The organism is Microbacterium sp. NPDC055988 (assembly GCF_042269505.1).
GTDB lineage: Bacteria > Actinomycetota > Actinomycetes > Actinomycetales > Microbacteriaceae > Microbacterium.
The window spans coordinates 2373399-2397846 of record NZ_JBHJXY010000001.1 but is presented as its reverse complement, the minus strand read 5'-3'; the positions used below and the strand labels follow the sequence as shown (position 1 = coordinate 2397846).

Here is a 24448-nt window from a genome sequence, read left to right as displayed (position 1 = left end):
CTACCGGATGCCGCGTGGACTCGTTCCTCGCGGCATCCGGTGTTTCCGCCGTCAGCTGAGCTCTCCACCCTCCAGGAGCTCGGTGACGAGGGCGGCGATGGCCGAGCGCTCGGAGCGTGTCAGGGTGACGTGACCGAAGAGGTCGTGCCCCTTCAGGGTCTCGATCACGCTGGCGATCCCGTCGTGCCGACCGACGCGGAGGTTGTCCCGCTGACCGACGTCATGGGTGAGGATGACGCGCGAGTTCTGCCCCATGCGGCTCAGCACCGTGAGCAGAACGTTCCGCTCGAGCGATTGCGCCTCGTCGACGATCACGAAGGCATCGTGCAGGGAGCGTCCACGGATGTGCGTGAGCGGCAGCACTTCGAGCAGTCCGCGCTCGACGACCTCTTCGATGACGTTGCCGGAGACGACCGAGCCGAGCGTGTCGAACACCGCTTGCCCCCAGGGGCCCATCTTCTCGCCCTGGTCGCCGGGGAGGTAGCCGAGCTCCTGGCCGCCGACCGCGAACAGCGGCCGGAACACGATGATCTTCTTCTGCTGCTGGCGCTCGAGTACGGCCTCGAGCCCCGCGCACAGGGCGAGCGCCGACTTGCCGGTCCCCGCGCGACCGCCGAGCGAGACGATGCCGACCTCCGGGTCGAGCAGCAGGTCGATCGCGATCCGCTGCTCGGCCGAGCGTCCGTGCATCCCGAAGATGTCACGGTCGCCGCGAACCAGGCGGTACTCGCCGTCACCCGTGACCCGCCCGAGAGCGGAACCGCGCTCGGAGTGGATGATCAGCCCTGTGTTGACCGGGAGCCCTCGAGCCTGCTCGCTGATGCCGACTTCGCTCTCGTAGAGGTCGCTGATGTCGTCGCCGGAGAGGTCGAGGGTCGAGATGCCGGTCCATCCGGAGTCCACCGCCTGCTCAGCGAGGTACTCCTCGGCGCGGAGTCCCAGCGATGCGGCCTTCACACGCATCGGCAGGTCCTTCGAGACGATCGTGACGTCCTGGCCGTCCTGTGCGAGGTGCATCGCGACGGAGAGGATGCGGGTGTCGTTGTCGCTGAGCCGGATACCGGCCGGGAGCACCGAGGAGTCGGTGTTCGCGAGTTCGACACGGAGTGTGCCGCCCTCCCCGACCTCGACCGGGAAGTCCAGGCGTCCGTGCTCGATGCGCAGGTCGTCGAGATGCCGCAGCGCCTGCCGTGCGAAGTAGCCGATCTCGGGGTCGTGGCGCTTGCCCTCCAGCTCCGTGATCACGACGACCGGGACGACGACCGAGTGCTCGGCGAACCGGAAGAACGCCTGCGGATCGCTCAGCAGGACGGAGGTATCGAGCACATACGTACGCAGATCCTGATCCGGATCGGCGGACGATGCCCGGCTCGACGTCTTACGGGTGGACTGCTGCGCGGTGCTGGTGGCCTGCTGCGCTGTACGTGTGGTCACGACCCACTCCCGACCCGGGGAATCCCGGCTATTCGAACGAGTCGACCAGGGGGTCACGAGCCGCGAACCTGAGGCCGACTCGAGCGGGCGCCTTGCCCGATGCCTAGAACGTACGACCGCTGAGTGGATTAACCCGATTTCGACACGCCAGGATTCGTTACACGCTGATGAACGTCTCGTTGCCGAATGCGTGCAGCGTCTCATCCAGTCGTTCGAGGGTCGCCGCGTCCGTGCCCGCGTGCGGGGCGATGCGCACGGAGGAGCCGCGTGCCGTCACGACGATTCCGGCGTTCGCCAGCGCCGCCGCGAGCCGCGCGGGTTCTTCCGGCGCCAGCGCGACGATGCCGGCACGCTGGGAGCGCTCGCGTGGCGAGGTCACGTCGATCCCGTGGCGATCGGCGATCTCGATCACGGTGTCGACGCGCACTGCGAGTTGCTCCTCGATGTGTGCGACGCCGGCGTCGCGGACATCGCGCACGCCGATCGCGAGCCGTCCCGCAGCGAGGGTGTCCGGCTGACTGACCGTGAAGGCCCTGGCGGATGCGGCCGGTGCGGGCAGCTCATCGACGAACAGATCGGTCGCCGTGGTTCCGGTGATCCCGGAGAGCACGGGGACGATCCGCTCTCGTGCGCGCGGTGCGAACCAGGCGAACGCGCTGCCTCGTCCCGCGCGCAGCCATTTGTAGCCGTGCCCGACCACGACGTCGGCGGCCGTGTAGTCGACGTCGATGACGCCGAACGACTGCACCGCGTCGACCACCAGCAGGCGGTCAGGGCCGATGACATCGCGTAGTGCAGCGAGGTCGGCACGGTACCCGGTGCGGAAGTCGACGTGGCTCACCGCGAGCGCGACGACGTCGTCATCGAGCGCCTCGGCGACCGCGTCCGGGGTCACCCGCCCGTCGTCGGGGGTGATCCACCGAGGCGTGACCGCGCGGTCCGATGCCGTCGCAGCCCGGTCGAGCGTCAAGCTGACGCTGGGAAACTCCGCCGTGCTCGCGATCACCGCCCCGGAGATGCCATACAGCGCGTGCATGAGTCCGTGCGTCGACGAGGGCTGCAGCGTGACGTCATCGGGGTCGCCACTGAGCAGCTCTGCGACAAGCTCCTGGGCCTGTCCGACGCGCTCGGCGACCAGGGACAGGGAGGACGGGCGTCCGCTTCCCAGGAGGTCGGCATCGGCGAAGATCTCTTCGCGTACCGACGGAGACAACGGGCCGAAAGCCGCCCAGTTCAGGTAGCCGGACTCATTGTCGAACGTGTCGACGTAGTCCTGGAAAGTGCTCACTGCGTCATTGTGGCACGGTGCCGCGCGTCTCGCCCCTGGTCAGCGGCCGAACCGACGTTCGCGATCCGTGTAGTCGCGGATCGCGCGGAGGAAGTCGACCTGTCGCAGGTCCGGACCGAGAGCCTCGACGAAATAGAACTCGCTGTGCGCGCTCTGCCAGAGCAGGAAGTCGCTGAGTCGCTGCTCACCGCTCGTGCGGATGACGAGATCCGGATCCGGCTGTCCCCCGGTGTACAGGTGCTCGCCGATCATCTCGGGCGTGAGGTGGGCGGCGAGGTCCTCGAGGGTTCCACCCGAGGCCTCGTGCTTGGCGATGATGCTGCGAACGGCGTCGACGATCTCGTTGCGGCCGCCGTATCCGACGGCGAGATTCACATGCAGTCCGCTGTGGTCCTTGGTGCGCGCCTCGGCATCGGCGAGCACTCTGGCTAGTTCGGGCGGGAGGATGTCGGAGCGCCCGACGTGCTTGACCCGCCAGTTGCCCTCCTGCGACAACGCCTCTGCCAGTTCGGCGATGATCTCGATGAGGTCGGCGAGCTCCGCAGAGTCGCGTTTGCGCAGATTGTCGCTGGAGAGCAGATACAGCGACACGACGCGCACGCCCAGCTCGTCGCACCATCCGAGGAACTCACGCATCTTCGCGGCCCCGGCCCGGTGGCCCTCGGCTGCACTGTCGAACCCGAGTTGGCGCGCCCATCGCCTGTTGCCGTCGATCATCATCGCGATGTGGTGCGGGACGGAAGCGGGATCGAGGTGTCGACGCAGCCGACTGGTGTAGAGCCGATACAGCGGCCCTCTCACCGGATTCTCGCGTGATATCACCTCCCTACGCTACCGTGCCGAGGCTTTCGCCACCGTGTGCGGATGCTGAGGATATGTGCTCATCGGGGTATGCGCCTCGGCCTAGAGTGAGCACGTGAGCACACCCGAACACTCCGGTCCCGATGTCCCCCAGCTGCCGCTCCTCGAAGCCGCCGCCGTGGACGCCGCGGTCGAGATCAAACCCACCTGGCGCGGATGGATCCATGCCGCGACTTTCCCGGTGGCCATCGTGGCAGGTGTCGTCCTGATCCTCGTCGCCCAGGGCGCGCCCGCGAAGTGGGCTGCCGCCGTGTTCATGACCACGTCCCTGCTGCTGTTCGGGAACTCCGCGCTCTACCACCGGTTCGACTGGTCCCCCAAGATCAAGGTGGTCCTGAAACGCATCGACCATGCCAACATCCTGCTGCTGATCGCCGGGACGTACACCCCGTTGGCGGTGCTCGCGCTGCCGCCGGAGAAGGGCGTGCTGCTGCTCTCCCTGGTCTGGGGCGGCACGCTCGTGGGCATCCTTTTCCGCGTCTTCTGGATCCACGCTCCACGCTGGCTCTACGTCGCCCTCTACCTGCTGCTCGGCTGGGCGGCGGTGATGTACATCGTCGACCTGATGAACGCGAACTTCGCGATGATGGTGCTGGTGATCGTCGGCGGGCTTCTGTACACGGGAGGCGCGGTCGTCTACGCGCTCAAGAAGCCGAACCCGTGGCCCGGCCATTTCGGCTTCCACGAGATCTTCCACGTGTGCACGGTGCTCGCGTTCCTTTGCCACTGGACCGCGTGCCTGCTCATCGCCCTGGCACCGCTGTCTCCCTCACTGGGCGCGCCGTAGTCTCCGTCGGCCCGCCGTCGCGCGCTCCGGAACTCGGCGTCGCTCAGCGTGCAGGCGGTTCTTCGTCCTCGTCGCGTGCACTCACACCGTCGACCTCGGCTGCTCCCGTGACGCTCGTGCCGGCTTGTGCTCCGGCGGCGGCGCGTGCGGCATCCTCGGCGTCGAGTTCCTCGCGCACCTCATCGCGGTATCGGACGCGGCGGATCCGACGATTCATGTCCCAGATCAGCAGGATCACGGCGAGCACGATCACCACGATCACGGCGAAGCCGACGAACCCGGGAGAGACAGCCTCCGGATCCACCGTCATCGACGGTGTCGGCATCGGGGTCTCGGTCAGAGCGCGCATGAATCGGCCTTTCGTACGCAGGTCGCATAACCTGGTATCACCAGCCTAACGACCGGGAAGACCCACCTGTGACGACCGCACAACAGCTCGACGAACGCTACGGCCGAACGCGACGACGTCGATGGCCGTGGATCGTCGGCGGCGGCCTCGCGCTGCTCGTCGTCGGTGCCTTCAGCTGGATGACGGTCGCGCAGTCGATGGCCTCCGTGGACGCCGACGATCTGGGCTTCACGCTGGTCGACGAGTACTCGGTGGAAGTGAGCTTCCAGGTGACCGGCGTACAGGGTCGAGAGGTCGTGTGCGCGCTCGAAGCACTCGATGAGGAGTTCGGCGTGGTCGGCTGGAAGATCGTCGAGATCCCCGCCGGAGACAGCCACTCGCAGACCCGATCGGTCACCATTCCCACCGTGGCGGAGGCGACCACAGGTTTGGTGAACACCTGCTGGGTCGCCTAGACTCGTGCCAGACAGACGACGCCCCGGCACCGTGCCGGGGCGTCTTGGCATATCCCCCGCAGCACGCCGGAGGGATCCCGAAAGAAGGAGCTTCGTCATGTCCACCGATGCTCAGGTTCCCTTCCTCACGCAGGAAGCGTATGACCGGCTCGTCGCCGAGCTGGAGCACCTGTCCACCGTCGGTCGCGATGAGATCGCCAAGCGCATCGAGGCGGCCCGCGAAGAGGGTGACCTCAAGGAGAACGGCGGCTATCACGCCGCGAAGGATGAACAGGGCAAGCAGGAGGCCCGCATCCGCACTCTCGAAGCTCTGCTGAAGACCGCCAAGGTCGGCGAGGCTCCCGCCAGCCGCGGGATCGTCGAGCCGGGCACCGTCGTCACTGCGCTCGTCGCCGGGGGCGAAGAGGTCTTCCTCCTCGGCAGCCGCGAGATCGCCGTCGGCAGCGACCTCGACGTCTACAGCGAGGCCAGCCCCCTCGGTCAGGCCATCCTCGGCCTCAAGGTCGGCGAGAAGTCGGCGTACGAAGCACCGAACGGGCGTTCCATCAGCGTCGAGATCGTGAACGTCGAGACCTACTCGGGCTGACGTGCCACGTAGAAGCGCCCCCGCATCCTCTCGGACGTGGGGGCGCTTCTACGTGGTTTCGACGGTCAGTCGGCGATGAGGATGGGCTCGAAGCCTGCGCGACGCAATGTGTCGAGCGTGTGCTCGGAGTGCTCGGGCCCTCGCGTCTCGACGCTGAGCTCGAGGATGACCTCGCTGATCTGAAGACCGTGACCGTGACGGGTGTGCATCGCTTCGATGACGTTCGCCCCTGCCTCGGCGATGAGCTCGGATACCCGGGCCAGCTGGCCGGGACGGTCGGGCAGCGGGACCCGGATGGTGAGGTACCGCCCGGAGGCCGCGAGCCCGTGCGAGACCACGCGCTGCAGCAGCAGCGGATCGATGTTGCCGCCCGAGAGCACCGCCATGGTCGTGCCGGTGCCGGAGACCTTGCCCGCCAGGATCGCCGCGACGCCCGCCGCGCCGGCAGGCTCCACCACGACCTTCGCCTGCTCCAGCAGGATCAGGATCGCCCGCGCGAGATCGTCGTCGGACACGGTGACGACCTCATCGACGAGGTCCTTGATGATGTCGAACGGGATGGCGCCGGGACGGGCGACCAGGATGCCGTCGGCGATGGTCGGTCGCGTGACGATGTCGACGGGCTCCCCCGCAGCGAGAGACGGGGGCACAGCGGCGGCGTTCTCGGCCTGGACGCCGATGACGCGCACGGTGCGCCCGAGCTCGGCGGCACGCGCCTTCACCGCGGCGGCGACTCCGGCGATCAGCCCTCCACCGCCGATGCCGAGGACCACGGTGTCGACGTCCGGCGCATCATCGAGCAGTTCGAGCCCGAGGGTCCCCTGCCCGATCACGATGTCCCGGTGGTCGAACGGGTGGATCAGCACGGCACCGGTGCGCTCGGAGAACTCCGCTGCGAGCCGCAGCGAGGTGGCCACGGTCTCGCCCTCCAGCACGACCTCTGCGCCGTACCCGCGGGTGGCGAGGAGCTTGGGAACCGGAACCCCCAGCGGCATGAAGATCGTCGCGGGGATGCCGAGCGCCTGAGCCGCGAGTGCGACGCCCTGGGCGTGGTTGCCCGCGGATGCGGCGACGACGCCCCGCGAGCGCTCCTCGGCGCTCAGCCGCGACAGGCGATACGCGGCACCGCGGATCTTGAACGAGCCGGTGCGCTGAAGATTCTCCATCTTCAGCAGGACGGTGCCTCCGTGGATGTCGGAGAGGGCTCGCGACGGCAGCGTCGGCGTGTGCGAGATCACCTCAGCCAGACTCTGAGCCGCTAGCTCGAACTCGGTCAGGCTGGGGACTTCGCTCATCGATTCCTCCGTCTCCGCTCGCGCGGTACTGTGCTCCAGATAAGGTCTCCGCTGGGCCCGACGCCGGTGCGCCAGGAGCCGGAGCTGATGGTCACGGCCGCGACGTTGACGAAAGCGGCCAACGGAACGGCGAAGAGCGCCCCGGGGATGCCGGCGATCATCGCGCCGCCCGCCACGACGAGGACGACGGCGAGCGGGTGGACCTTCACCGCAGAGCCCATCATGATCGGCTGCAGGATGTGCCCCTCGATCTGCTGCACCGCCAGCACGACCACGAGCATCCACAGCGCGATCCACGGTCCGTTGTAGACGAGGGCGAGGAACACGGCGACAGCGCCGGTCGCGACCGCACCCACGATCGGGATGAAGGAGCCGAGGAACACCAGGACGGCGACCGGAAGCGCGAGCGGCACCTGCAGCAGGAAGGCCCCGAGGCCGATGCCGATCGCGTCGATGGTGGCCACGAACAACTGCGTGCGGGCGTAATTCACGATCGTCGCCCAGCCGTTTCGCGCGGCCCCGTCGACCGCCGGGCGGGCCTTGCGCGGGAAGATCTTGACGGTCCACCGCCAGATGCCTGCGCCGTCGGCGAGCAGGCAGATGAGGATGAACAGCGACAGCAGCGCGCCGGTGGCGACGTGTCCCACCGTCGTTCCGATGGCCAGCGCACCCGTCCAGAGGGCCTGCGTCTGCTCATTGAGGAAGTCGAGGCCCTGCTGCAGGTAGTCGGCGATCTGGGTGTCGGAGAGGTTCAGGGGGCCTTCATGCAGCCAGACCTGGAACTGGTCGAACGCCTCGGTCGAGCGAGCCTGCACGTCGGGCAGCTGGGCACGAACCTGCCAGACGACCAGCCACATCAGCCCGGTCACGATGGCGGCCGTTCCGATGAGCGAGATGGCGATCGCCAGCCAGCGAGGGAGTCCGTGTCGCAGCATGAACGAGAAGGCCGGCCACAGGAGCGCCGTGATGAGGATGCCGACCATCAGCGGGATGACCAGGAGCTTCAGCAGCATCACCAGCCAGATGAAGACGCCGATCGCGGCCGCGATGATCAGCAGCCGCCACGAATAGCTCGCTGTGATCCGCAGCGGCAAGGGCACCGCCTCATCGGCATCGGTCGTCACGGTGCGGTCTGTGGAGACCGGGCGCGGACGGAAGAGATCTCGCAGCCGGGGGCGCTGGTCCTCGCTCATCGCCCAAGTCTACGGTCAAGCGGTATGCCGTTCGACGCATCCATCGCCGAGCGGGAGCGATGTCGGCGTCCGGCGATACGCTGGCGACGTGACCGAGACCCTCAGTTCGACGCAGGCCCGGCGAATCGCCCTCGCAGCGCAGGGGTTCACCCGCGCGAGGCCCGCCTCCGTCGCCGCGCGCCACGTGCACCGGGTGATGGACCGCCTGGGCGTGCTTCAGATCGACTCGGTGAACGTGTTCGCACGCTCGCACTACCTGCCCCTGTTCTCACGTCTGGGCTCGTACGACCCGGCGCTCCTCGACAGGGTCTTCCTCTCGCGCACCACCCACTACGTCGAGTACCTCGCCCACGAGGCGACGTTCATCCCGGTCGCGGACTGGCCGCTGTGGCGATTCCGCATGGACGACTTCCGGCGGAAGTGGGCGGGTGAAGATTCGTGGATGAGCAACAACGCGCGCACGGTGCAGTGGGTGCAGGACGAGCTGCGCGCCAGGGGGCCGCTGCGTCCCGCCGACCTGCGTGACGACGCGCCTCGAGAGCGCGGCACCTGGTGGGACTGGGACGAGGCCAAGCTCGCACTCGAACACCTCTGGCGCACAGGGGATGTCGCCGTCAGCGGCCGCAGGGGCTTCGAGCGCACATACGCGCTGGCCGAGCAGGTGATCCCCGACGGGATCCGATCGCGGGAGATCTCCCGCGACGAGGCGATCCTGGAATTGACGCGACGTGCGGCCCGCTCGAGCGGTGTCGCGACGCAGTCCGACCTCGCCGACTACTACCGGATCCGCGACCGGACCGCAGTCGCTCGCTCGATCAGCGAGCTCGTCGACGCCGGCGAACTGCTCCCTGTCCAGGTGCGCGGGTGGGAGCGCGGCGGCCGTCCGCTGCCCGCGTGGCGGCATCGCGACGCCGTGTTGCCGCGCAAGGTCGACACCGCGGCCGTTCTGACGCCGTTCGATCCGGTTGTGTGGTTCCGCGACAGGGCGCTCCGCATCTTCGATCTCGACTACCGCATCGAGATCTACGTGCCGGCCGAGAAGCGTCGGTTCGGCTACTACTCGCTACCCGTGCTCGTCGGCGACCGCATCGTGGCGCGCGTCGATCTCAAGGCCGACCGCGCCAGCTCCACTCTGCAGGTGCAGTCCGCGTGGTGGGAGCCGCAGGCTCGGCCCGGCGATGCCGAGCCCGTCGCCGCGGAACTGGCCCTGGCAGCCGCCTGGCAGGGCCTGGAACGGGTCTCGATCTCGGGTTGGGGCGATGCCACCTCGGCGCTGCACGGCGCGCTGACCGGGGCGGGTGGCAGTGTGCATCGCCACGTGCACGCCAGAGAGAGCGCCCCATGAGTCGGCGCCGTTGGTGGCTGATCGGCAGCGTTGCGGGAGTCGTCGCGGCCGTCGTCACCGGTGTGTGGATCTTGCAGGCGACGAGTCGTCCTGCCACTGCGCAGGAGGCCGCTGTCGCGTACCTGCGCGCGCTCGAATCCGGTGACCCGGCAGCGGTGGAGAAGACCGGCGCCGTGGTCTCACCGGAGACCCTGGAGGCGTTCTCCGGCGCGACGGCACTCGTCGAGGATGCGGAGGTGACCTCCGTCACGGGCGATGACAGCGCCCCGATCGGGGGAGCGACGGCGGTGGCCGAGATCTCCTTCCGCCTGGCCGATGAAGAGCACACGGCAGAGGTGACGCTCTCCCCCATCGACGGACGATGGGTCGTGGACGATTCCGGGCGGGGCAGCGTGAGCGCCACTCCATCGGTCGGCACATTCGTCGCCGTCGGGGAGCAGATCCTGCCCGCCGGCGAGGCGACGGCGCTGCTGCCGGCGACCTACACCGTCACCGCCGCGCCGGTGGCGTTGCTCAACGGCGAGAAGTCGGTGACCGTGCTCCCCGGCGACGAGACAGCCGTCGATGTCGACGTGTCCGTCCGCGCCGAGGCGGCGGGCGCGGCTCAGAAGCAGCTCGACGAGCACCTCGCGACCTGTACGGAACCGGGTGCTGCGGCCCCGCCCGACGGTTGCGGCATCCGCATCCCCTGGGGCACGGAGTTCCGCGCGGTCACCGACATCCGGTACCGCGTGGAGGAGTTGCCGACCACGACGTTGTCGACCACCGTGTTCAGCGCAGAAGGCGGGATCCTCATCGCGACCGTCACCGGAACCGGTCAAGACGGTGAGAAGCGCGAGGCCACCTATCGGACCGACACGTGGGCCGTGCGCGGCGACGTGTCGTTCACCGCGGACGACGTGGTGCTGACCGCCTGGTGAGCGCGCGTCGGATCAGAACTGCACGCGGGGCGGTTCGGAGATCGCGCTGTTGTCGGCGACCTCGAAGAACTCGCGCTCGGTGAAGCCGAGTCCCTTGGCGAACAGGTTGTTCGGGAAGACCTTGATCTTGGTGTTGAGCTCGCGAACGCCGCCGTTGTAGAAGCGACGCGCGGCCTGGATCTTGTCTTCCGTATCGACCAACGCCTGCTGCACCTGGAGGAAGTTCGTGCTCGCCTGCAGCTGCGGATACGCCTCGGCGACAGCGAAGAGGCTGCGAAGCGCCTGCTGGAGGTGTCCCTCGGCGATTCCGGCCTCACCGGGCCCGCCGGCGGACAGCGTCTCGGCGCGGGCACGCGTGACGTTCTCGAAGACGGCCTTCTCGTGGGAGGCGTACCCCTTGACCGTCTCGATGAGGTTGGGGATGAGGTCGGCTCGTCGCTTCAGCTGCACCGTGATGCCGCTCCACGCCTCGTCGACGCGGACCTTCAGCTGCACCAGCGAGTTGTACGTGGCCCACAGATAGATGCCGGCGAGCAGGATCACTCCGACAACGATCAGTACCGGCACGAGCCATTCCATCAGAGGCCCACCCTTCCTCGTGTTTCTCTCATCCTAGACGCGCACCCTGCACGTGGACTGGGCGCATGCCGGGGCCGCGGTCCCGGACCGTGTCAGGCTCCGAGCACCCGATCGAGATAGCGATTCGTGAAGCGCCGCTCCGGATCCAGGCGGTCGCGGAGCGCGACGAAGTCGTCGAATCGCGGATAGCGCTCGCTGAGCGTCTCGTCCGTCAGAGTGTGCAGCTTGCCCCAGTGCGGGCGGCCACCGAACTCGAGCATGATCTCCTCCACCGCGTTGAAGTATTCCGACGGGTCGGCGCGCCAATACCGGTGCACCGCGATGTAGGCGCTCGAGCGCCCATGCGCCGTCGACAGCCACCGGTCGTCCTCCGCCGCGAAGCGCACCTCGATCGGGAATTCGATGCGCCACCCGCGCTGAACGATGAGGGCGCGGACGGCTTGGAACGCCGGCACGACATTCTCGGCCGGCAGCGCATACTCCATCTCACGGAACCGCACCGTCCGGCTCTGGATGAGCACTCGATGCGACAGCTCGGTGTACTCACGGTCTCCGGTGAGCTTGACGGCCAGTCTGCTGAACGGAGGCGTCATCGCCGGAATGACCTGCCCCGCGGCACACACGACACGATAGACGCCATTGGAGAGGAGCGTCTCATCGATCCATCTGCCGACCACGGGGAGCGGTTTGCGCACCGTCGACTCCGGCAGCCGTGTCTGACGCTTCGTCAGCGCGACGTCGGTGTGCGGGAACCAGTAGAACTCGAAGTGATCCGACGCGGCCACGCGCTCATCGAGCGTGGCGAGCACGTCGTCGAGAGGGGCGGGCTCATCGATGGCGTGCATGACGAAAGCCGGGACGCACTGCAGCGTGACCTCGACGATGATGCCGAGCGCACCGAGCCCGAGCGCGACGGCCGGCAGCAGTTCGCTCTGATGCTGATCATCGATGCGGAGGAGTTCTCCTTCGGCCGTGACCATGGTGATGCCGACGACCTGAGTCGCCAGGCCGCCGAACTGCGCGCCGGTGCCATGGGTTCCGGTGGAGATCGCTCCGGCGATGGACTGACGGTCGATGTCGCCGAGGTTCTCCATGGCCAGCCCGTAGGGGGCGAGCAGGCCGGGGATGCGATGCAGCCTCGTGCCCGCGAGCAGGGTGACCCGCCCGCTGGCCGCATCCGCCGAGACGAGACCCTGCAGGTCGTCGAGTTCCAGCAGGACGCCGGGTGCGACGGCGATGCCGGTGAAGCTGTGCCCCGCTCCCACGGCCTTCACGCTGAGACCGTGCTTCACCGCGGCGATCACCGCACGCTGCACACCCTCGGGACTGCGTGGGCGTTCGACGCGCACGGGACGCACCGAGGCCGACCGGCCCCAGTTCTGCCAGGAGCCGCCGATTCTCGTCACAGGAACGCCTTTCCCTCGCCGCGGTAGGTGGGAAGCTCGTCGATGACCTGCTCCCCCGACACCAGGTGATAGCGCTCGATGCGCTCCGCGGGCTCTCCGCTCTTCGCATGCCGGAACCAGACGCGATCCCCCACTCCCAGCGACGTCGCGGCAGGCCCCTGCAGCGGCGTCTGCACCTCGCCGGCGGCCTCACGCCCGAGCGTGCGGAGTCCCTCGGGCCACACCGGGCGCGGCTGACGGGAGGGGAGCGCAGGGCCGGAGGCGATCCACCCTCCGCCCAGCACCGTGGCGATGTCGTCGGCCGGCCGGCGCACCACATCGAACGCGAAGGCCGAGGCCGGGGCGGGGCGGAACGACCGGTATCCGTCGAACAGATGGCCGCCCAGCAGCCCGCTCCCCGCGCTCGCCTCGGTGAGTGATTCGTCGCTGCCCGTGAACTCGAGCGAGCCGGTGCCGCCGCCGTTGAGGATCTCCAGCGGAGCGATCGCCCCCACGGCGGCGACGATGGCCGCCCGACGCTCCCGCAATTCGTTCCTCGAGCGCGCCTGCACCATGCGGATCAGCGGCGCGTCGGGCCCGGCATCGTCGCCCTGACCCGCGATCTGCGCGTCGTACATCTGCAGTCCGACGAGCCGGAACCCGGGCCGAGCGACGACCTTGCGGGCGAAGCCGGCGACCTCACCCGGCGTGAAGAGGGCCGAGCGGCGCACGCCGATGTGGCCGAGGATCGAGGATCGCCAGGACGCGTCGACGTCGATCGCGACCCGGATCTCGGGGCGGGCTGCGGGACCGGCGACGCTGTCGATCAGATCGAGGTGGACGAGATCGTCGACCATCAGCGTGATGCGCTGCGCCGCCTGCTCGTCGGCGAAGAGCCGTTCCAGACCCGCGCGATCCACCGTCGGATAGCCGAGCATGATGTCGTCGTGCGTCTCGGCCAGCCACAGCGCCTCTTCGAGCGTGAACGCGAGGATGCCGCGGAATCCGGGGAGTTTCAGCACTGCGTCGAGCACGGCCCGCACTCGCACCGACTTGGAGGCGACACGGATGGGGAGTCCGCCTGCGCGCACCAGCAGGTCCATCGCGTTGTAGCGGAGCGCCTCTCGATCGATCACCCCGACTGGCGCCGGCAAGTGTCCGGTCGCGGCGGAGAGGCGTGGCCAGTACCGGGCCGGATCTTCCCACTCGGGGGCGATCGCGGGCGCACCCTGAACGGGGCTCAGTTCGTCGATGAGGTCGAGCACTCCCCCACCCTAAGGCCTCGCCATACTCCGGATCATCCCCCGCGGCACCCGGTCGCAGCCGCCGCTCGGCGATAGGCTGACGACGCGGCCCCCGTAGCCCAATGGCAGAGGCAGGCGACTTAAAATCGCTTCAGTCTGGGTTCGAGTCCCAGCGGGGGCACTCCGGCTTCTCACTCCTCGCCGTCCGCAACCGCCCTCCGCTCTCCCGCCGCCTCACGCACCCGCCGAGCCACCAGCACCACGAGCGCGATCGCGATCGCCGTGTAGACGGCGTAGTCGAGGTATCCCAGGTACTCCTCCAGCTGCTCGTGCTGCGTGCCGAGCGCCGCGCCGACGCCGAGGAGCAGAGTGTTCCAGGCGCCGCTGCCGACGATCGTGTAGATGCTGAACGTGACGAGATTCATGCGCGACGCCCCGGCGGGGATCGAGATGAGGCTGCGCACGCCCGGGACCATTCGGCCCACGAGCACCGTCCAGCCCCCGCTGCGCGTGAACCAGTCCGCGCCGCGTTCCAGATCCGTGCGACTCACCAGTCGAGTCGACGCCAGCAGTCGCACCGCGCGCTGCATGCCGATCGCCGCTCCCAGACCGTAGAGCAGCAGCGCTCCCAGCCAGGAGGCCAGGGTGCTCCAGAAGATGAGCCAGCCCAGGTTCAGCTCTCCGCTCTGGCTGAGGTAGCCCGCGAACGGCAGGATCACCTCGCTCGGGATCGGCGGGATCAGCACCTCGAGGAACACGAGCACACCGACCCCGACGTCGCCGAGGGAGGTGAGCACATCGGCCGCGAATCCGGTGAGGCCGCTGAAGCCGTGTTCGGCCTCGGTCGCGTAGAACATCCGCGCTCAGCGTCCGAAGAGATCGCCGATGCCCGGGATGCCCAGGTCTCCGAGCCGCTCGCCCCATCCGGTGGCCGCCTCGCCGAGTCCGGACGCCGCCTCCCCCGCGGAGCCCATCAGGTCGCCTGCCCCGCCGGCGATCGACTCGACATCGATTCCGGCGGCGAGTGACTCGAGGTCGATGCCCTCCGCCAGCGCACCGAAGTCGACGCCGATGTCGGCCGCCTGCTCCAGGAGCGGGCCTGCCACGGTGCTGAGCACGGCACCGCCGGCGACCACACCGAGGAGTCCCACCGCCGCGCCGCCCGCGGCGACCGCAGCACCACCGACGCCGGCACCACGCACCCGCGACAGGAGTCCGCGCATCCGCCCCGGCTTCATGGCCTCGGCACGTCCGGCAGCACGGGCGAGGTCGTCCGGCGACGAAGACCTCGGACGCTCCCCCGGCTCGAGCTCCTGCCGCATCCGTGCCTCGACGAGCGTGCGCTGCTCGGGAGTCAGACGGGCGAATGCCTCCCGGTGGATCTGCTCGACGCGCTGCGGGTCGGCCGTCTGCAGCAGGTAGTCATACCGGGCGATCGCTGCCCGGTCGGCGTCGGAGGCCACGTTCGATGAGCGGGTAGTCTGCGCAGCCGGGGGTGCGTATGCATCCTTCGGACGAGGGGAACCGGCCGCACCGCTCCGAGCGCCGGATACCGGCGGCGCATAGGGGTCTGCAGCCGCGGGCGGTGCGCTCTGCTCGGCTCGCGGGGCGCCGTCGGCCGGGCCTCGGACCGCGTCCACGGCTCCGCGGAGCATTCCACCCCAGTCCGTCGAGCGGGATCCGCCCGCCGAATGGTCGTTGCGTCCGGACCCGGCACTCTTGTCGAGCGCGTCGGTGGCGAGTCCGATCAAGCGGGAGAGCTTTCCCATGGGTGTCCCTTTCGTGGTGCGGGCCACCGGGGATTCCCACGTCGAAGCGACGGCAGGGGTTTCTCGGCACCCCGCGATGCGGGTGCCAAGGTCTCCTCCACCCTCGCGGGCCAGCGGGCCGGAGCACGATCTCGTGCTCGTAATGACGACGACGCTGCAGACGGGAGTACTCCCCTTGCTGCCCCCACGTTAGCGGCCGCACCTGTGCTCCGCCTCGGAGCCGCCCCGAAGAAACGAAGATCGGCCCCGGCGCAGAGCGCGCGGGGCCGATCCATCGATTCGAGAGTCAGCTACTTGGCGGCAACCTCGGCCGGCTCAGGAGCCTTCTCGGCGGCGGGCTTCTTCGCCGCAGGCTTCTTCGCGGCCGGCTTCTTGGCCGCGGGCTTCTTCGCGGCGGCAGTCGCCTCCGGTGCCTCAGCCGATGCCGCCGGAGCAGCCTTCGCCGCAGGAGCGGCGTCCGCGACAGGCGCCGCGGGAGCTGCCGGACGCGGACGTGCGGCGAACTCCTCGAAGACGTAACGGGGGTTCTGCACCGTCTCGAGGTTCACCAGGTCGCGGCCGAGCCACAGGTTGTTCCACCAGCCCCAGATCACACGGAACTTGCGCTCCCACGTGGGCATCGCGAGGCCGTGGTAGCCGCGGTGCGCGACCCAGGCCACGAAGCCCTTGAGTGCGATCTTGCCGGACTGGAAGACGCCGTTGTACAGGCCGAGACCCGCGACAGCACCGAGGTTCTTGTGGAAGTACTCCTTCGGGTTCTCCCCACGGAGCACGGCGACCAGGTTCTTCGCGAGGAGCTTGGCCTGGCGAACAGCGTGCTGGGCGTTCGGCACGCAGAAGCCGCCGACGCCGCCGCCCGAGAGGTCGGGGACAGCCGACACGTCGCCCGCAGCCCACGCGCCTTCAACGAAGGCCTCGGGCGTGCCGACGCGCAGGTCGGCACGGGTCTGGATGCGACCGCGCTCCTCGACCGGGAGGTCTCCGCCACGAACCACGGTCGGGTTCGCCATGACACCCGCGGTCCACACGATGACATCGGTCGGGATGACCTCGCCCGTGGAGAGCTCGACGTTACCGTCGATGGCGCCGGTGACCTGGGTGTCGAGGTGAACGTTGGCACCGCGCTTGGCGAGATCCTTCAGCACCCACTCGCTGGTCTTCAGCGAGACCTCGGGCATGATGCGCCCCATAGCCTCGATGAGGTGGAAGTGCGTGTCCTCGAAGCTGAGCTGCGGGTACTTGCCGACGAGCGACGAGGCGAGCGAGCGCAGCTCGGCGAAGACCTCGATACCCGCGAAACCGCCACCGACGACGACGACCGACAGCAGACGGTCACGCTCGGGACCGGCGGGAAGAGCCGCGGCCTTGTCGAAGTTGGACATGACCTTGTCGCGGATCGCGACGGCTTCCTCGATCGTCTTCAGCCCGATCGCGTTGTCGGCGATGCCGGGGATCGGGAAGGTGCGGGAGACGGCTCCCGCGGTGACGACGATCTGGTCGTACGCGAACTCGTAAGGCTCGCCGACGGGCGGCGTGATCGTCGCGACCTTCTGGGCGTGGTTGATGTTCGTCACCTTGGCGGTGAGGACGTGGGTGCGCTTGAGGTGACGACGGTGCGCGACGACCGAGTGACGCGCCTCGATGGAACCGGCGGCGACTTCAGGCAGGAACGGCTGGTACGTCATGTAAGGCAGCGGGTCGACCATGGTCACGTCGGCCTCACCCTTGCGGAGGTGCTTCTCGAGCTTCCACGCGGTGTAGAAACCTGCGTACCCTCCGCCGACGATCAGAATCTTGGGCACAGTGCTGTTCTGAGGCACAGAAGAACTACTCCTCGGAGTCGGGGATTTGGCGTACGGAAACGCGCGCCGATCGGATGCGCCGGGCAGCTGCGGTGACGCCAAGCGCTACCAGGATACCAGGCACTGTGAGCGCAATGAGCGGCAGGGTACCGTAGCGCAGTGAATCGGCGCTGGGAAGCAACGGTGAAGCAGCTTCGCTCGGCGCATCGGCGGCGGGCAGAGGCGGCACGGCGACCGGCGTCATCGAGGGAACGGGCTGCGGTTCCGACTCCGCGCGGCGGAAGTAGCGCACCCATTCCGCAAGGTCGCCCATGGGGTTCACGCTCACCGGGGCGATGTCTGCAGAGATCGCGGCAGCGGCATCCACCAACCCGTAGCCGTAGAGCGGATCCTGCGGCTTGGTGGCGTCCGGCACAGGGATCGCGGTCTTGATGATGCGGTTGATGACGTCGATCGCCTTGATGTCGGGGTGTGCGGAGCGGATGAGAGCGGCGACTCCGGCAACGATGGGTGCCGCGCCGCTCGTCCCACGCCAGCGCTCGACTTTGCCGTCGGCGGAGACACCGATCAGTCCCTCGCTGGGCGCCGAGATCCCGATCGTGATGCCCTGGGTGGAGGCCTCGACGCTCGCCGTGCCGGTCTGGTCCACGCCGCCCACCGTGAGCACGCCGGGGATCGTCGCAGGAGCGCCGATGATGTTCGTGCCGCTCCCCCGGTTGCCCGCGGCGACGACGACGACCACGTCGTGCTCGAACGCGTAGAGGAACGCGTCGTCCCAGCTCTCATCCCAGTCGAGCGTGTTCGTCGTGAAAGACAGATTGATGATGTCGGCACCGTTGTCGACCGCCCAGCGCATCCCCTTCGCGACCTGCTCCGTGAACGGCACAGCGGCCGCCGCTCCGAAGCCGACCGAGATGGAGAGGAGGTTGGCCTCCGGCGCGACGCCGATCATGCCGGTACCGTCGGCGGCGCCGCGTCCTGCCGCGAGCGAGGCCACCCAGGAACCGTGATTGCCGTCCACCGCTCCCAGCGGCGTCCGTCCATCCGGGGTGCCGGCGCCGGACACGTCCGTGCCGCCGACCACGGCGTCGCCGAACACCTCGGGCACCTTGCCGATGCCCGTGTCGATCACGGCGATCGTCACGCCCTTGCCACGGGTCGTCTGCCACGCCTCGCGGATCCTCGCCCCGTCGAGCCAGTACTCCGACGCACGGGTCGGATCGGATGGGTCGTCGGGGATCGGCGGCGGCGTCGCCGTGGCACCGAGGAGCAGCACAGACGCCGCGACCACCATCATGGCGGCAGCGCTGCGCAGCGTCCGGCGGGCTGTCATTCGGGTGACGCCGCCGCTTCGCGCAGTGCGGCGCCGGGGTCTTCGCACCGGCACACCTCGGGCGACCAGGACGACCGCGCCAGCGCAGCATCGCCGATCGGATTCACGCCGGGACCGGCAGCGAGGGCATGTCCCGCGAGCGCGTGCAGGCATTTCACGCGCGTGGGCATCCCTCCGGCTGAGATCCCGTCGATCTCGGAGACCTCCCCGAACTGCGTCCGGTCGGCGAGGTACGCCTCGTGCGCGGCGAGGTAGGCGGCAGCGGTCTCCTCATCATCGGCCAGGAGCGCCGCGAGTTCCGGCATCACCTGCGTGGCCTCGAGGGTCGACATCGCCGCCGTGGCCGCCGGGTGCGTCAGGTAGTAGAACGTGGGGAACGGCGTGCCGTCTGGAAGGCGGGGCGTCGTGGCGACGACCGTGGGGTTGCCGCACGCGCAGCGAGCCGCGATGCCCACCACACCCCGGGCGGGACGGCCGAGCTGGGCCGAGACGACGGCGAGCTCGGCGGACGTGGGGGCAGGGAACGGCGGCGTGGTCACCCCTCCAGCGTAGGGGAGCCGCCCGAGAGGATGCTCGGAGGGAGCGCTCAGGGAGCGGTCGCTGCCGTGTCGCTGAGTCCTGTCGCGACCAGGGTGCGCAGGAGTTGCGGCATCCAGTCCGACGGCTTCTCCTCGAGCGTGTCGCTCACCGGTGCCTGCTCGCGCGGGAGAGCCGATGGATCGAGGTCGTTGTCGATCAGATAGACGACCTCGCCGGGTTTGACGTAGTAGAGGCGTTCACGCGCCTGCGTCGTGATGTAGGCGGGGTCGTTCCACCGCTCGCGCTCGGCGATCAGCGCGGTGATCTCGTCTTCGCTCACCTGCACCGATGCCTCCAGCGCCGCGATCTTCTGACGCTGGTCGATGAACGTGCCGAGCGTGGGCACGAGGACCCAGGCACCCAACACCACCAGCGACAACATGATCACCGAGAACGCCGAGAGACGGATGCCGGAGGCCCACTCGCGGACATCGACGCGCGGTGCATCACCGCGGTTCCTGCGCGAGGCTCGGGGCGCGGGGGCGGTCACGGATGACGCCCTCGATCTGCCGGCGCCCTTTCCGGCCGCCTTCGCGGCCGGAACCGACGAAGGAGGAGCCGGTCGTCGTGCCACGGCCCCTCCTTCGTCGTGCCGCTTCAACGGCGTCATGCTCCGCGGATGACGGCCGTCTCAGCCGCCGCTTCCGCGGCTTCTTCGTGTGTCAGCCGCGCTCAGGCCTGCGAGCGCGGGAAAGCCGAGCGACCGGCGAAGACCGCGGCGTCGCCGAGCTCCTCCTCGATGCGCAGCAGCTGGTTGTACTTGGCGACGCGCTCGCTGCGAGCGGGTGCGCCCGCCTTGATCTGGCCGGAGTTCGTCGCGACGACGAGGTCGGCGATGGTCGTGTCCTCGGTCTCGCCGGATCGATGCGACAGCATGGCCGTGTAGCCGGAGCGCTGCGCCAGGCTGACCGCATCGAACGTCTCGGTGAGCGTGCCGATCTGGTTGACCTTGACGAGCAGCGAGTTGGCGACGCCGCGCTTGATGCCGTCGGCGAGGCGCTGCGGGTTGGTGACGAACAGGTCGTCGCCGACCAGCTGCACCTTGGAGCCCAGGGCGTCGGTGAGGTGCTTCCAGTTGTCCCAGTCGTCCTCGGCCAGCGCGTCCTCGATCGTGACGATCGGGAAGTCGTTGACGAGGCCCACGTAGTACTCGGTGAGCGCTGCTGCGTCCCAGTCCTTGTTGTCGAGGCGGTAGACGCCGTCCTTGAAGAACTCGGTCGCTGCGACGTCGAGGCCGAGGGCGATGTCGGTGCCGGGCGTGAAGCCGGCCTTCTCGATCGCCTTGACCAGGAAGTCCAGGCCCTCACGGTTGCTGGGGAGGTCGGGGGCGAAGCCGCCCTCGTCGCCGAGGCCGGTCGCGTAGCCCGCGGCCTTCAGCTCGGCACGCAGCACGTGGTAGGTCTCGACGCCCCAGCGCAGTGCCTCGGAGTAGGTCTCGGCGCCGATCGGGGCGAGGAAGAACTCCTGCATGTCGATGCCGTTGTCGGCGTGCTCGCCGCCGTTGATGACGTTGAACAGCGGAACGGGCAGCACGTGGGCGTTCGGGCCACCCAGGTAGCGGAACAGCGGGAGGTCGGCCGAATCCGCGGCCGCCTTGGCGACGGCGAGGCTCACGCCGAGGATGGCGTTGGCACCGACGCGCTTCTTGTTCTCGGTGCCGTCGACCTCGATGAGGATCTCGTCGACGATGCGCTGCTCGCTCGCCTCGACACCCTCGATGGCCGGGCCGAGCTCGTCGATGATGGCCTCGACGGCCTTGAGCACGCCCTTGCCGCCGTAGCGGCTCTTGTCGCCGTCGCGGAGCTCGTACGCCTCGAACGCGCCGGTGGATGCACCGGACGGCACGGCCGCCCGCTGCACGATGCCGTCGTCGAGGAGGACCTCCACCTCGACGGTCGGGTTTCCGCGCGAGTCGAGAATCTCGCGTGCGCCTACAGCCTCGATCAGTGCCACTGATGTGCTCCTTGCTCAGGGGGAAAACGTGGTGTGGAGCGTCGTCGATCCGCGCCCAGTCTAGCCCGGCCGTGCGACCGGATCAGGGACGCGTCCGGGCATTCCGCACGGAGCGGGCTCAGACCACGACGGCGATCGCGAAGCCGTCCCAACCCTTCGCCCCGACCGTCTGCAGAGCCGTGGCGTCGAAGCGCGGGTCCTCCCCCAGCATGCGGAGGCCGTCACGGGTGCCGATCACCTTCGGGTCGCTGCTGTCGTCGCGGACGATCTCGCCTTCGCGCCCGATGTTGTCCAGCACGACGACCGTGCCCGCGTGACCGAGCCTCGCGGCCCAGTCGAGATAGACGGTGTTGGACTCCTTGTCGGCGTCGATGAACACCAGATCGAACCCGCCGACCAGGGTCGGCAGCACGTCGGCACCTCTGCCGATGCGGATGTCGACGCGGTCGCCGACACCGGCGGCGTCGATGCTGGACCGGGCGACGGCGGCGTTATCCGCCTCCGCCTCGATGGTCACGACTCGACCGTCGGCCCCGACGGCCCGGGCGAGCCAGATCGTCGAATAACCGCCGAGGGTGCCGATCTCGAGCACCCGTCGCGCACCGCTGATGCGGACGAGCAGGTTCAGCAGCTTGCCCGCGACGGGCGCGACCTCGATCTCGGGCATCCCCGCCTCGCGCTGCGCGGCGAGAGCCGACTCCAGCTCGGCGTCGGGCCCGATGAGCGTGTCGGCGAGATACGAATCGGCCTGCGACCAGGCGGCGGGGGTGGAGTCCATGACCTCAGCCAACCGCCGCCTCGGATCGCCGTCAACCCCCGCGGCATCAGCCCCGCGGCGGCGAGAGCAGACGACCGGGGGCGTCGGCGAGCTCGGGCTGCTTCCGGAACTGGCCGGTCAGCACGAGCACCAGGACCACCGCCGCGACCACGATCCATGCCGAGACGCCGAGCGGCCCGGCGAGAGCGAGATCGGGCTGCGTCGCCGCGAACAGGACGATGAGGCCGGCAGCGGCGTTCAGCGATCCGTGCGCGATCACCGCCGGCCAGACGGATGCGGAGCGCAGTCGGAGCCAGCCGAGCAGAACGCCCCAGGCGACGCAGCCGCCCACCATGAACAGGACGCCCGTGATGTCGGTGCGCCCGAAGTTGTAGCCGAGCAGGATGATCGGGCTGTGCCACAGGCCCCAGATCGCGCCGCTGAGGATCAGTGCGGGCCAGGTGCCGAGCGGCCGCAACGCCGGAAGCAGCCAGCCCCGCCATCCGATCTCCTCCCCGAAAGCGAAGATGCTGTTGAACAGCGCCCCGAGCGGAACCATCGCGATCTGGGCGAACACCACGACCTCGACCGGCGGCACGGGGGCACCCGCGGGCAGTGCCTTCGCGAGTTCCGCCGCGAAACCGGCGAAGGTCAGATCGAGCTGCACGAACCCGAGCGCCGCGGACACGACGATCGTGAGCCCGACCAGCACCGGCGGCACGAGCCAGGCGGCGACCATCAGCCAGACCACGCGCTTCGCGGGCCGCAGCGGCCAGAGTCCGAGGAAGCGTGCACGCTGGCCCCGGGCGGGCACCCCCATCGCGAAGGTCACGACCAGCACCGCGATGGCAGGAGTGAACATCATGATCGGCAGGAGGAACACGGACATCGGCTCGGCGAGACCGGCCCCCAGCCAGAGGGGCAGCGCCACCAGCCACGCCAGCGCGCAGGCGACGACCACGAAGACGATGACGGCGGGCCAGTGCACGGCGCGGGGGTGTGGAGTCGATTCGGTCATGAGTCGGCCTTTCCGGGTTCTGCGGGCGTCACGCCCGGCGTTCGAGTACGGTCCGCATAGGCCTGGAGCAGTGCTGCAGCCTCTTCGGCTCCGTCGATGGTGACGATGAAGGGCCGCCGACCCCGACGGCTGACCTCGATCGCGGATCCCTGCCGCATGACGATGCCGGTCCGCCCGTCGACCGAGATACGCCAGCCCCAACCGCCGAACTCACCGAACGGCGAGATCTCCACCGCACGAGCGGACTCGATCTCGTCGAGCGGAATGCGGATGCGCGGCCAGCCCAACAGAGCCCGCGCAGCGAAGCCCTCCGGAGTGACCTTGACGCGGAAGGATGCGGTCGCTGCCAGTGCGAGGCCCACGACGAGCACGACCACGGCCACGATCCAACCGCCCGCGACGCCGGTGCCCAGCATGTGCGCGGCGAGCGCGACGAGGCCGAGAAGCACGATGAAGAGGAAGGCCAGCGCTCCGCGGGGCATGGTCGTCGTGGCGACCCACACGACGCGTTCACCGTTCGCGATACGGACGGCATGCCGGGGCTCCAGCGTGCGTCCCTGCTCCGCTCTCACGCGGGGTTGCACGGCCCAGGCGATGCCCCCAGCCGCGATGAGCCCCCCGAACGCCAGCGCCATGATCCCGCCGATGCCCGGCGCGTCCGCGATATCGGTGAGATCACGCTGGATCGCGAGCGAGCCGAGGCTCATGATCGCGGCGAAGAGTGACATGCCAGCCGCCAGAGCACCCATCAGGCGTCCCGCGCCGCCCCAGTGCGCGCCGACCGAGGCGAGGGTGGTGATCGCCATCAGCAACGGCAGCCCGAGTCCGATCCCGACGAGGAGCCAGAGATAGGTGGACGGAGCCCCGAAGCCGTCGGCACCGCCGACGCCCCAGTGAGTCGCGACCTGCTCCGGCATCGTGGGCAGCCACGTGAGCATGACCACGACGGCGATCGCAGTGATCGTGATCGGCGCGATCACCGCGACGACGAAGAAGGTCAGCCGTGCACGTCGCAGCAGCGGAGGCGGCGTGCGGGTGAGGTCGTGGGCGGTCATGGCGAATCCTCCTCGGGGTTCTCGATCGGGTTCATGACGGTGCGGGCTTGGCGATGCGCCTGGACGATGCCGGCGAGCGTGTCGGCGGACACCCCGAGAGCTGCGGCCCGACGCACCAGCTCATCGATGTCGTGCGCGAGCTCGGCGAGCGGCGCAGCCGAGGTCGCGATGACGGCCCCCCTGCCTCGACGCAGATCGACGAGACCTTCGTCGCGCAGCCTTTGATAGGCGTGCAGAACGGTGTGCTGGTTGATCTCCAGCGCCTCGGCGACATCTCGCGCCGCGGGAAGGCGGTCTCCTGGCGCGAGCACTCCGGCGAGGATGTCCGAGCGCACGGACGCCGCCACCTGGTCGTACAGCGCGCGGGGGCTGTCGGGATCGACGCGGATCAGCATCCGACTCTCCTTCTCCGGTATCGCTAGTTATTCTATACGAACTAGAACAACTGTAGCTACCCTCCA

Annotated in this window: 25 protein-coding genes and 1 tRNA gene; 6 read left to right on the top strand and 20 right to left on the bottom strand. The window is 69.0% G+C overall.

Annotation, left to right across the window (positions count from 1 at the left end; translation table 11 throughout):
• Window positions 1–51: 51 nt before the first annotated feature.
• The 3 genes from ACFC14_RS11460 to ACFC14_RS11450 form a co-directional block, all read right to left on the bottom strand.
• Window positions 52–1434: a PhoH family protein gene (locus ACFC14_RS11460; protein WP_376104381.1), complete on the bottom strand. Its 1383-nt coding sequence runs from the start codon at window positions 1432–1434 to the stop codon at window positions 52–54.
• 157 nt (window positions 1435–1591) lie between these two features.
• Window positions 1592–2722, bottom strand: coding sequence for an aminotransferase class V-fold PLP-dependent enzyme (locus ACFC14_RS11455; RefSeq protein WP_376104378.1), 1131 nt, complete (start codon window positions 2720–2722; stop codon window positions 1592–1594).
• Between the two features lie 39 nt (window positions 2723–2761).
• Window positions 2762–3541: an isoprenyl transferase gene (locus tag ACFC14_RS11450; RefSeq protein ID WP_376107177.1), complete on the bottom strand. Its 780-nt coding sequence runs from the start codon at window positions 3539–3541 to the stop codon at window positions 2762–2764.
• 97 nt (window positions 3542–3638) lie between these two features.
• Here ACFC14_RS11450 and ACFC14_RS11445 point away from each other — a divergent pair, with 97 nt between their 5' ends.
• Entirely contained in the window at window positions 3639–4370 is a 732-nt protein-coding gene (locus ACFC14_RS11445) for a hemolysin III family protein (RefSeq protein ID WP_376104375.1), read from the top strand.
• A 43-nt stretch (window positions 4371–4413) separates the two neighbouring features.
• Here the strand turns inward: ACFC14_RS11445 and ACFC14_RS11440 are convergent, their stop codons facing one another.
• On the bottom strand, window positions 4414–4719 hold the full coding sequence (locus ACFC14_RS11440) for a hypothetical protein (RefSeq protein WP_376104372.1): 306 nt from the start codon (window positions 4717–4719) through the stop codon (window positions 4414–4416).
• Between the two features lie 68 nt (window positions 4720–4787).
• Here ACFC14_RS11440 and ACFC14_RS11435 point away from each other — a divergent pair, with 68 nt between their 5' ends.
• Together ACFC14_RS11435 and greA are read left to right on the top strand one after the other, a co-directional pair.
• A complete protein-coding gene (locus ACFC14_RS11435; protein ID WP_376104369.1) occupies window positions 4788–5174 on the top strand; it encodes a DUF4307 domain-containing protein in 387 nt (128 codons plus the stop codon).
• A 97-nt stretch (window positions 5175–5271) separates the two neighbouring features.
• Complete coding sequence (greA, locus tag ACFC14_RS11430; RefSeq protein WP_136043515.1) at window positions 5272–5760, top strand: transcription elongation factor GreA; 489 nt, start codon at window positions 5272–5274, stop codon at window positions 5758–5760.
• Between the two features lie 65 nt (window positions 5761–5825).
• Here greA and ilvA read toward each other — a convergent pair whose 3' ends face one another.
• Window positions 5826–7055 (bottom strand): threonine ammonia-lyase, encoded by a 1230-nt coding sequence (gene ilvA, locus ACFC14_RS11425; RefSeq protein ID WP_376104366.1) that lies wholly within the window; start codon window positions 7053–7055, stop codon window positions 5826–5828.
• Window positions 7052–8248, bottom strand: coding sequence for an AI-2E family transporter (locus tag ACFC14_RS11420; protein ID WP_205820410.1), 1197 nt, complete (start codon window positions 8246–8248; stop codon window positions 7052–7054). The genes ilvA and ACFC14_RS11420 overlap by 4 nt, the downstream gene beginning before the upstream one ends.
• Window positions 8249–8336: 88 nt before the next feature.
• Between ACFC14_RS11420 and ACFC14_RS11415 the strand changes: the two genes are divergently transcribed.
• Together ACFC14_RS11415 and ACFC14_RS11410 are read left to right on the top strand one after the other, a co-directional pair.
• Window positions 8337–9593 carry a winged helix-turn-helix domain-containing protein gene (locus tag ACFC14_RS11415; protein ID WP_376104362.1) on the top strand — a complete coding sequence of 419 codons (1257 nt, stop codon included), beginning with the start codon at window positions 8337–8339 and terminating at the stop codon, window positions 9591–9593.
• Window positions 9590–10513, top strand: a complete 924-nt coding sequence (locus ACFC14_RS11410) for a hypothetical protein (protein WP_376104359.1) — start codon at window positions 9590–9592, stop codon at window positions 10511–10513. Before ACFC14_RS11415 ends, ACFC14_RS11410 begins: the two co-directional genes overlap by 4 nt.
• Before the next feature lie 12 nt (window positions 10514–10525).
• On the opposite strand, the gene ACFC14_RS11405 is transcribed toward ACFC14_RS11410, so the two are convergent.
• From ACFC14_RS11405 to ACFC14_RS11395, 3 genes are all read right to left on the bottom strand, one after another.
• Window positions 10526–11092, bottom strand: coding sequence for a LemA family protein (locus ACFC14_RS11405; protein ID WP_136043511.1), 567 nt, complete (start codon window positions 11090–11092; stop codon window positions 10526–10528).
• A gap of 92 nt (window positions 11093–11184) precedes the next feature.
• The gene (locus ACFC14_RS11400; protein ID WP_376104356.1) at window positions 11185–12498 is read right to left on the bottom strand and encodes a D-arabinono-1,4-lactone oxidase; all 1314 of its coding nucleotides are present in this window, start codon (window positions 12496–12498) and stop codon (window positions 11185–11187) included.
• Entirely contained in the window at window positions 12495–13742 is a 1248-nt protein-coding gene (locus ACFC14_RS11395; protein WP_376104353.1) for an alanine racemase, read from the bottom strand. Before ACFC14_RS11395 ends, ACFC14_RS11400 begins: the two co-directional genes overlap by 4 nt.
• A gap of 87 nt (window positions 13743–13829) precedes the next feature.
• Between ACFC14_RS11395 and ACFC14_RS11390 the strand changes: the two genes are divergently transcribed.
• A tRNA-Leu gene (locus ACFC14_RS11390) sits at window positions 13830–13902 on the top strand.
• Window positions 13903–13912: 10 nt separating this feature from the next.
• On the opposite strand, the gene ACFC14_RS11385 is transcribed toward ACFC14_RS11390, so the two are convergent.
• The 11 genes from ACFC14_RS11385 to ACFC14_RS11335 form a co-directional block, all read right to left on the bottom strand.
• On the bottom strand, window positions 13913–14578 hold the full coding sequence (locus tag ACFC14_RS11385) for a DedA family protein (protein ID WP_376104352.1): 666 nt from the start codon (window positions 14576–14578) through the stop codon (window positions 13913–13915).
• A 6-nt stretch (window positions 14579–14584) separates the two neighbouring features.
• On the bottom strand, window positions 14585–15490 hold the full coding sequence (locus ACFC14_RS11380; RefSeq protein WP_376104349.1) for a cation-transporting ATPase: 906 nt from the start codon (window positions 15488–15490) through the stop codon (window positions 14585–14587).
• A gap of 290 nt (window positions 15491–15780) precedes the next feature.
• Entirely contained in the window at window positions 15781–17292 is a 1512-nt protein-coding gene (locus tag ACFC14_RS11375; RefSeq protein ID WP_376104346.1) for an NAD(P)/FAD-dependent oxidoreductase, read from the bottom strand.
• 25 nt (window positions 17293–17317) lie between these two features.
• Window positions 17318–18625: a S8 family serine peptidase gene (locus ACFC14_RS11370; RefSeq protein ID WP_376104344.1), complete on the bottom strand. Its 1308-nt coding sequence runs from the start codon at window positions 18623–18625 to the stop codon at window positions 17318–17320.
• Window positions 18622–19164 carry a DUF501 domain-containing protein gene (locus ACFC14_RS11365; protein WP_376104341.1) on the bottom strand — a complete coding sequence of 181 codons (543 nt, stop codon included), beginning with the start codon at window positions 19162–19164 and terminating at the stop codon, window positions 18622–18624. Before ACFC14_RS11365 ends, ACFC14_RS11370 begins: the two co-directional genes overlap by 4 nt.
• 47 nt (window positions 19165–19211) lie before the next feature.
• Window positions 19212–19694 (bottom strand): septum formation initiator family protein, encoded by a 483-nt coding sequence (locus ACFC14_RS11360; RefSeq protein ID WP_376104338.1) that lies wholly within the window; start codon window positions 19692–19694, stop codon window positions 19212–19214.
• Between the two features lie 182 nt (window positions 19695–19876).
• On the bottom strand, window positions 19877–21157 hold the full coding sequence (eno, locus tag ACFC14_RS11355; protein ID WP_136043502.1) for a phosphopyruvate hydratase: 1281 nt from the start codon (window positions 21155–21157) through the stop codon (window positions 19877–19879).
• Window positions 21158–21275: 118 nt separating this feature from the next.
• Complete coding sequence (locus tag ACFC14_RS11350; RefSeq protein WP_376104335.1) at window positions 21276–21935, bottom strand: O-methyltransferase; 660 nt, start codon at window positions 21933–21935, stop codon at window positions 21276–21278.
• A gap of 46 nt (window positions 21936–21981) precedes the next feature.
• A complete protein-coding gene (locus tag ACFC14_RS11345) occupies window positions 21982–22932 on the bottom strand; it encodes a lysostaphin resistance A-like protein (protein WP_376104332.1) in 951 nt (316 codons plus the stop codon).
• A complete protein-coding gene (locus ACFC14_RS11340) occupies window positions 22929–23987 on the bottom strand; it encodes a DUF1648 domain-containing protein (RefSeq protein ID WP_376104330.1) in 1059 nt (352 codons plus the stop codon). Before ACFC14_RS11340 ends, ACFC14_RS11345 begins: the two co-directional genes overlap by 4 nt.
• On the bottom strand, window positions 23984–24382 hold the full coding sequence (locus tag ACFC14_RS11335) for a GntR family transcriptional regulator (RefSeq protein WP_136043498.1): 399 nt from the start codon (window positions 24380–24382) through the stop codon (window positions 23984–23986). The genes ACFC14_RS11340 and ACFC14_RS11335 overlap by 4 nt, the downstream gene beginning before the upstream one ends.
• Window positions 24383–24448 lie beyond the last annotated feature (66 nt).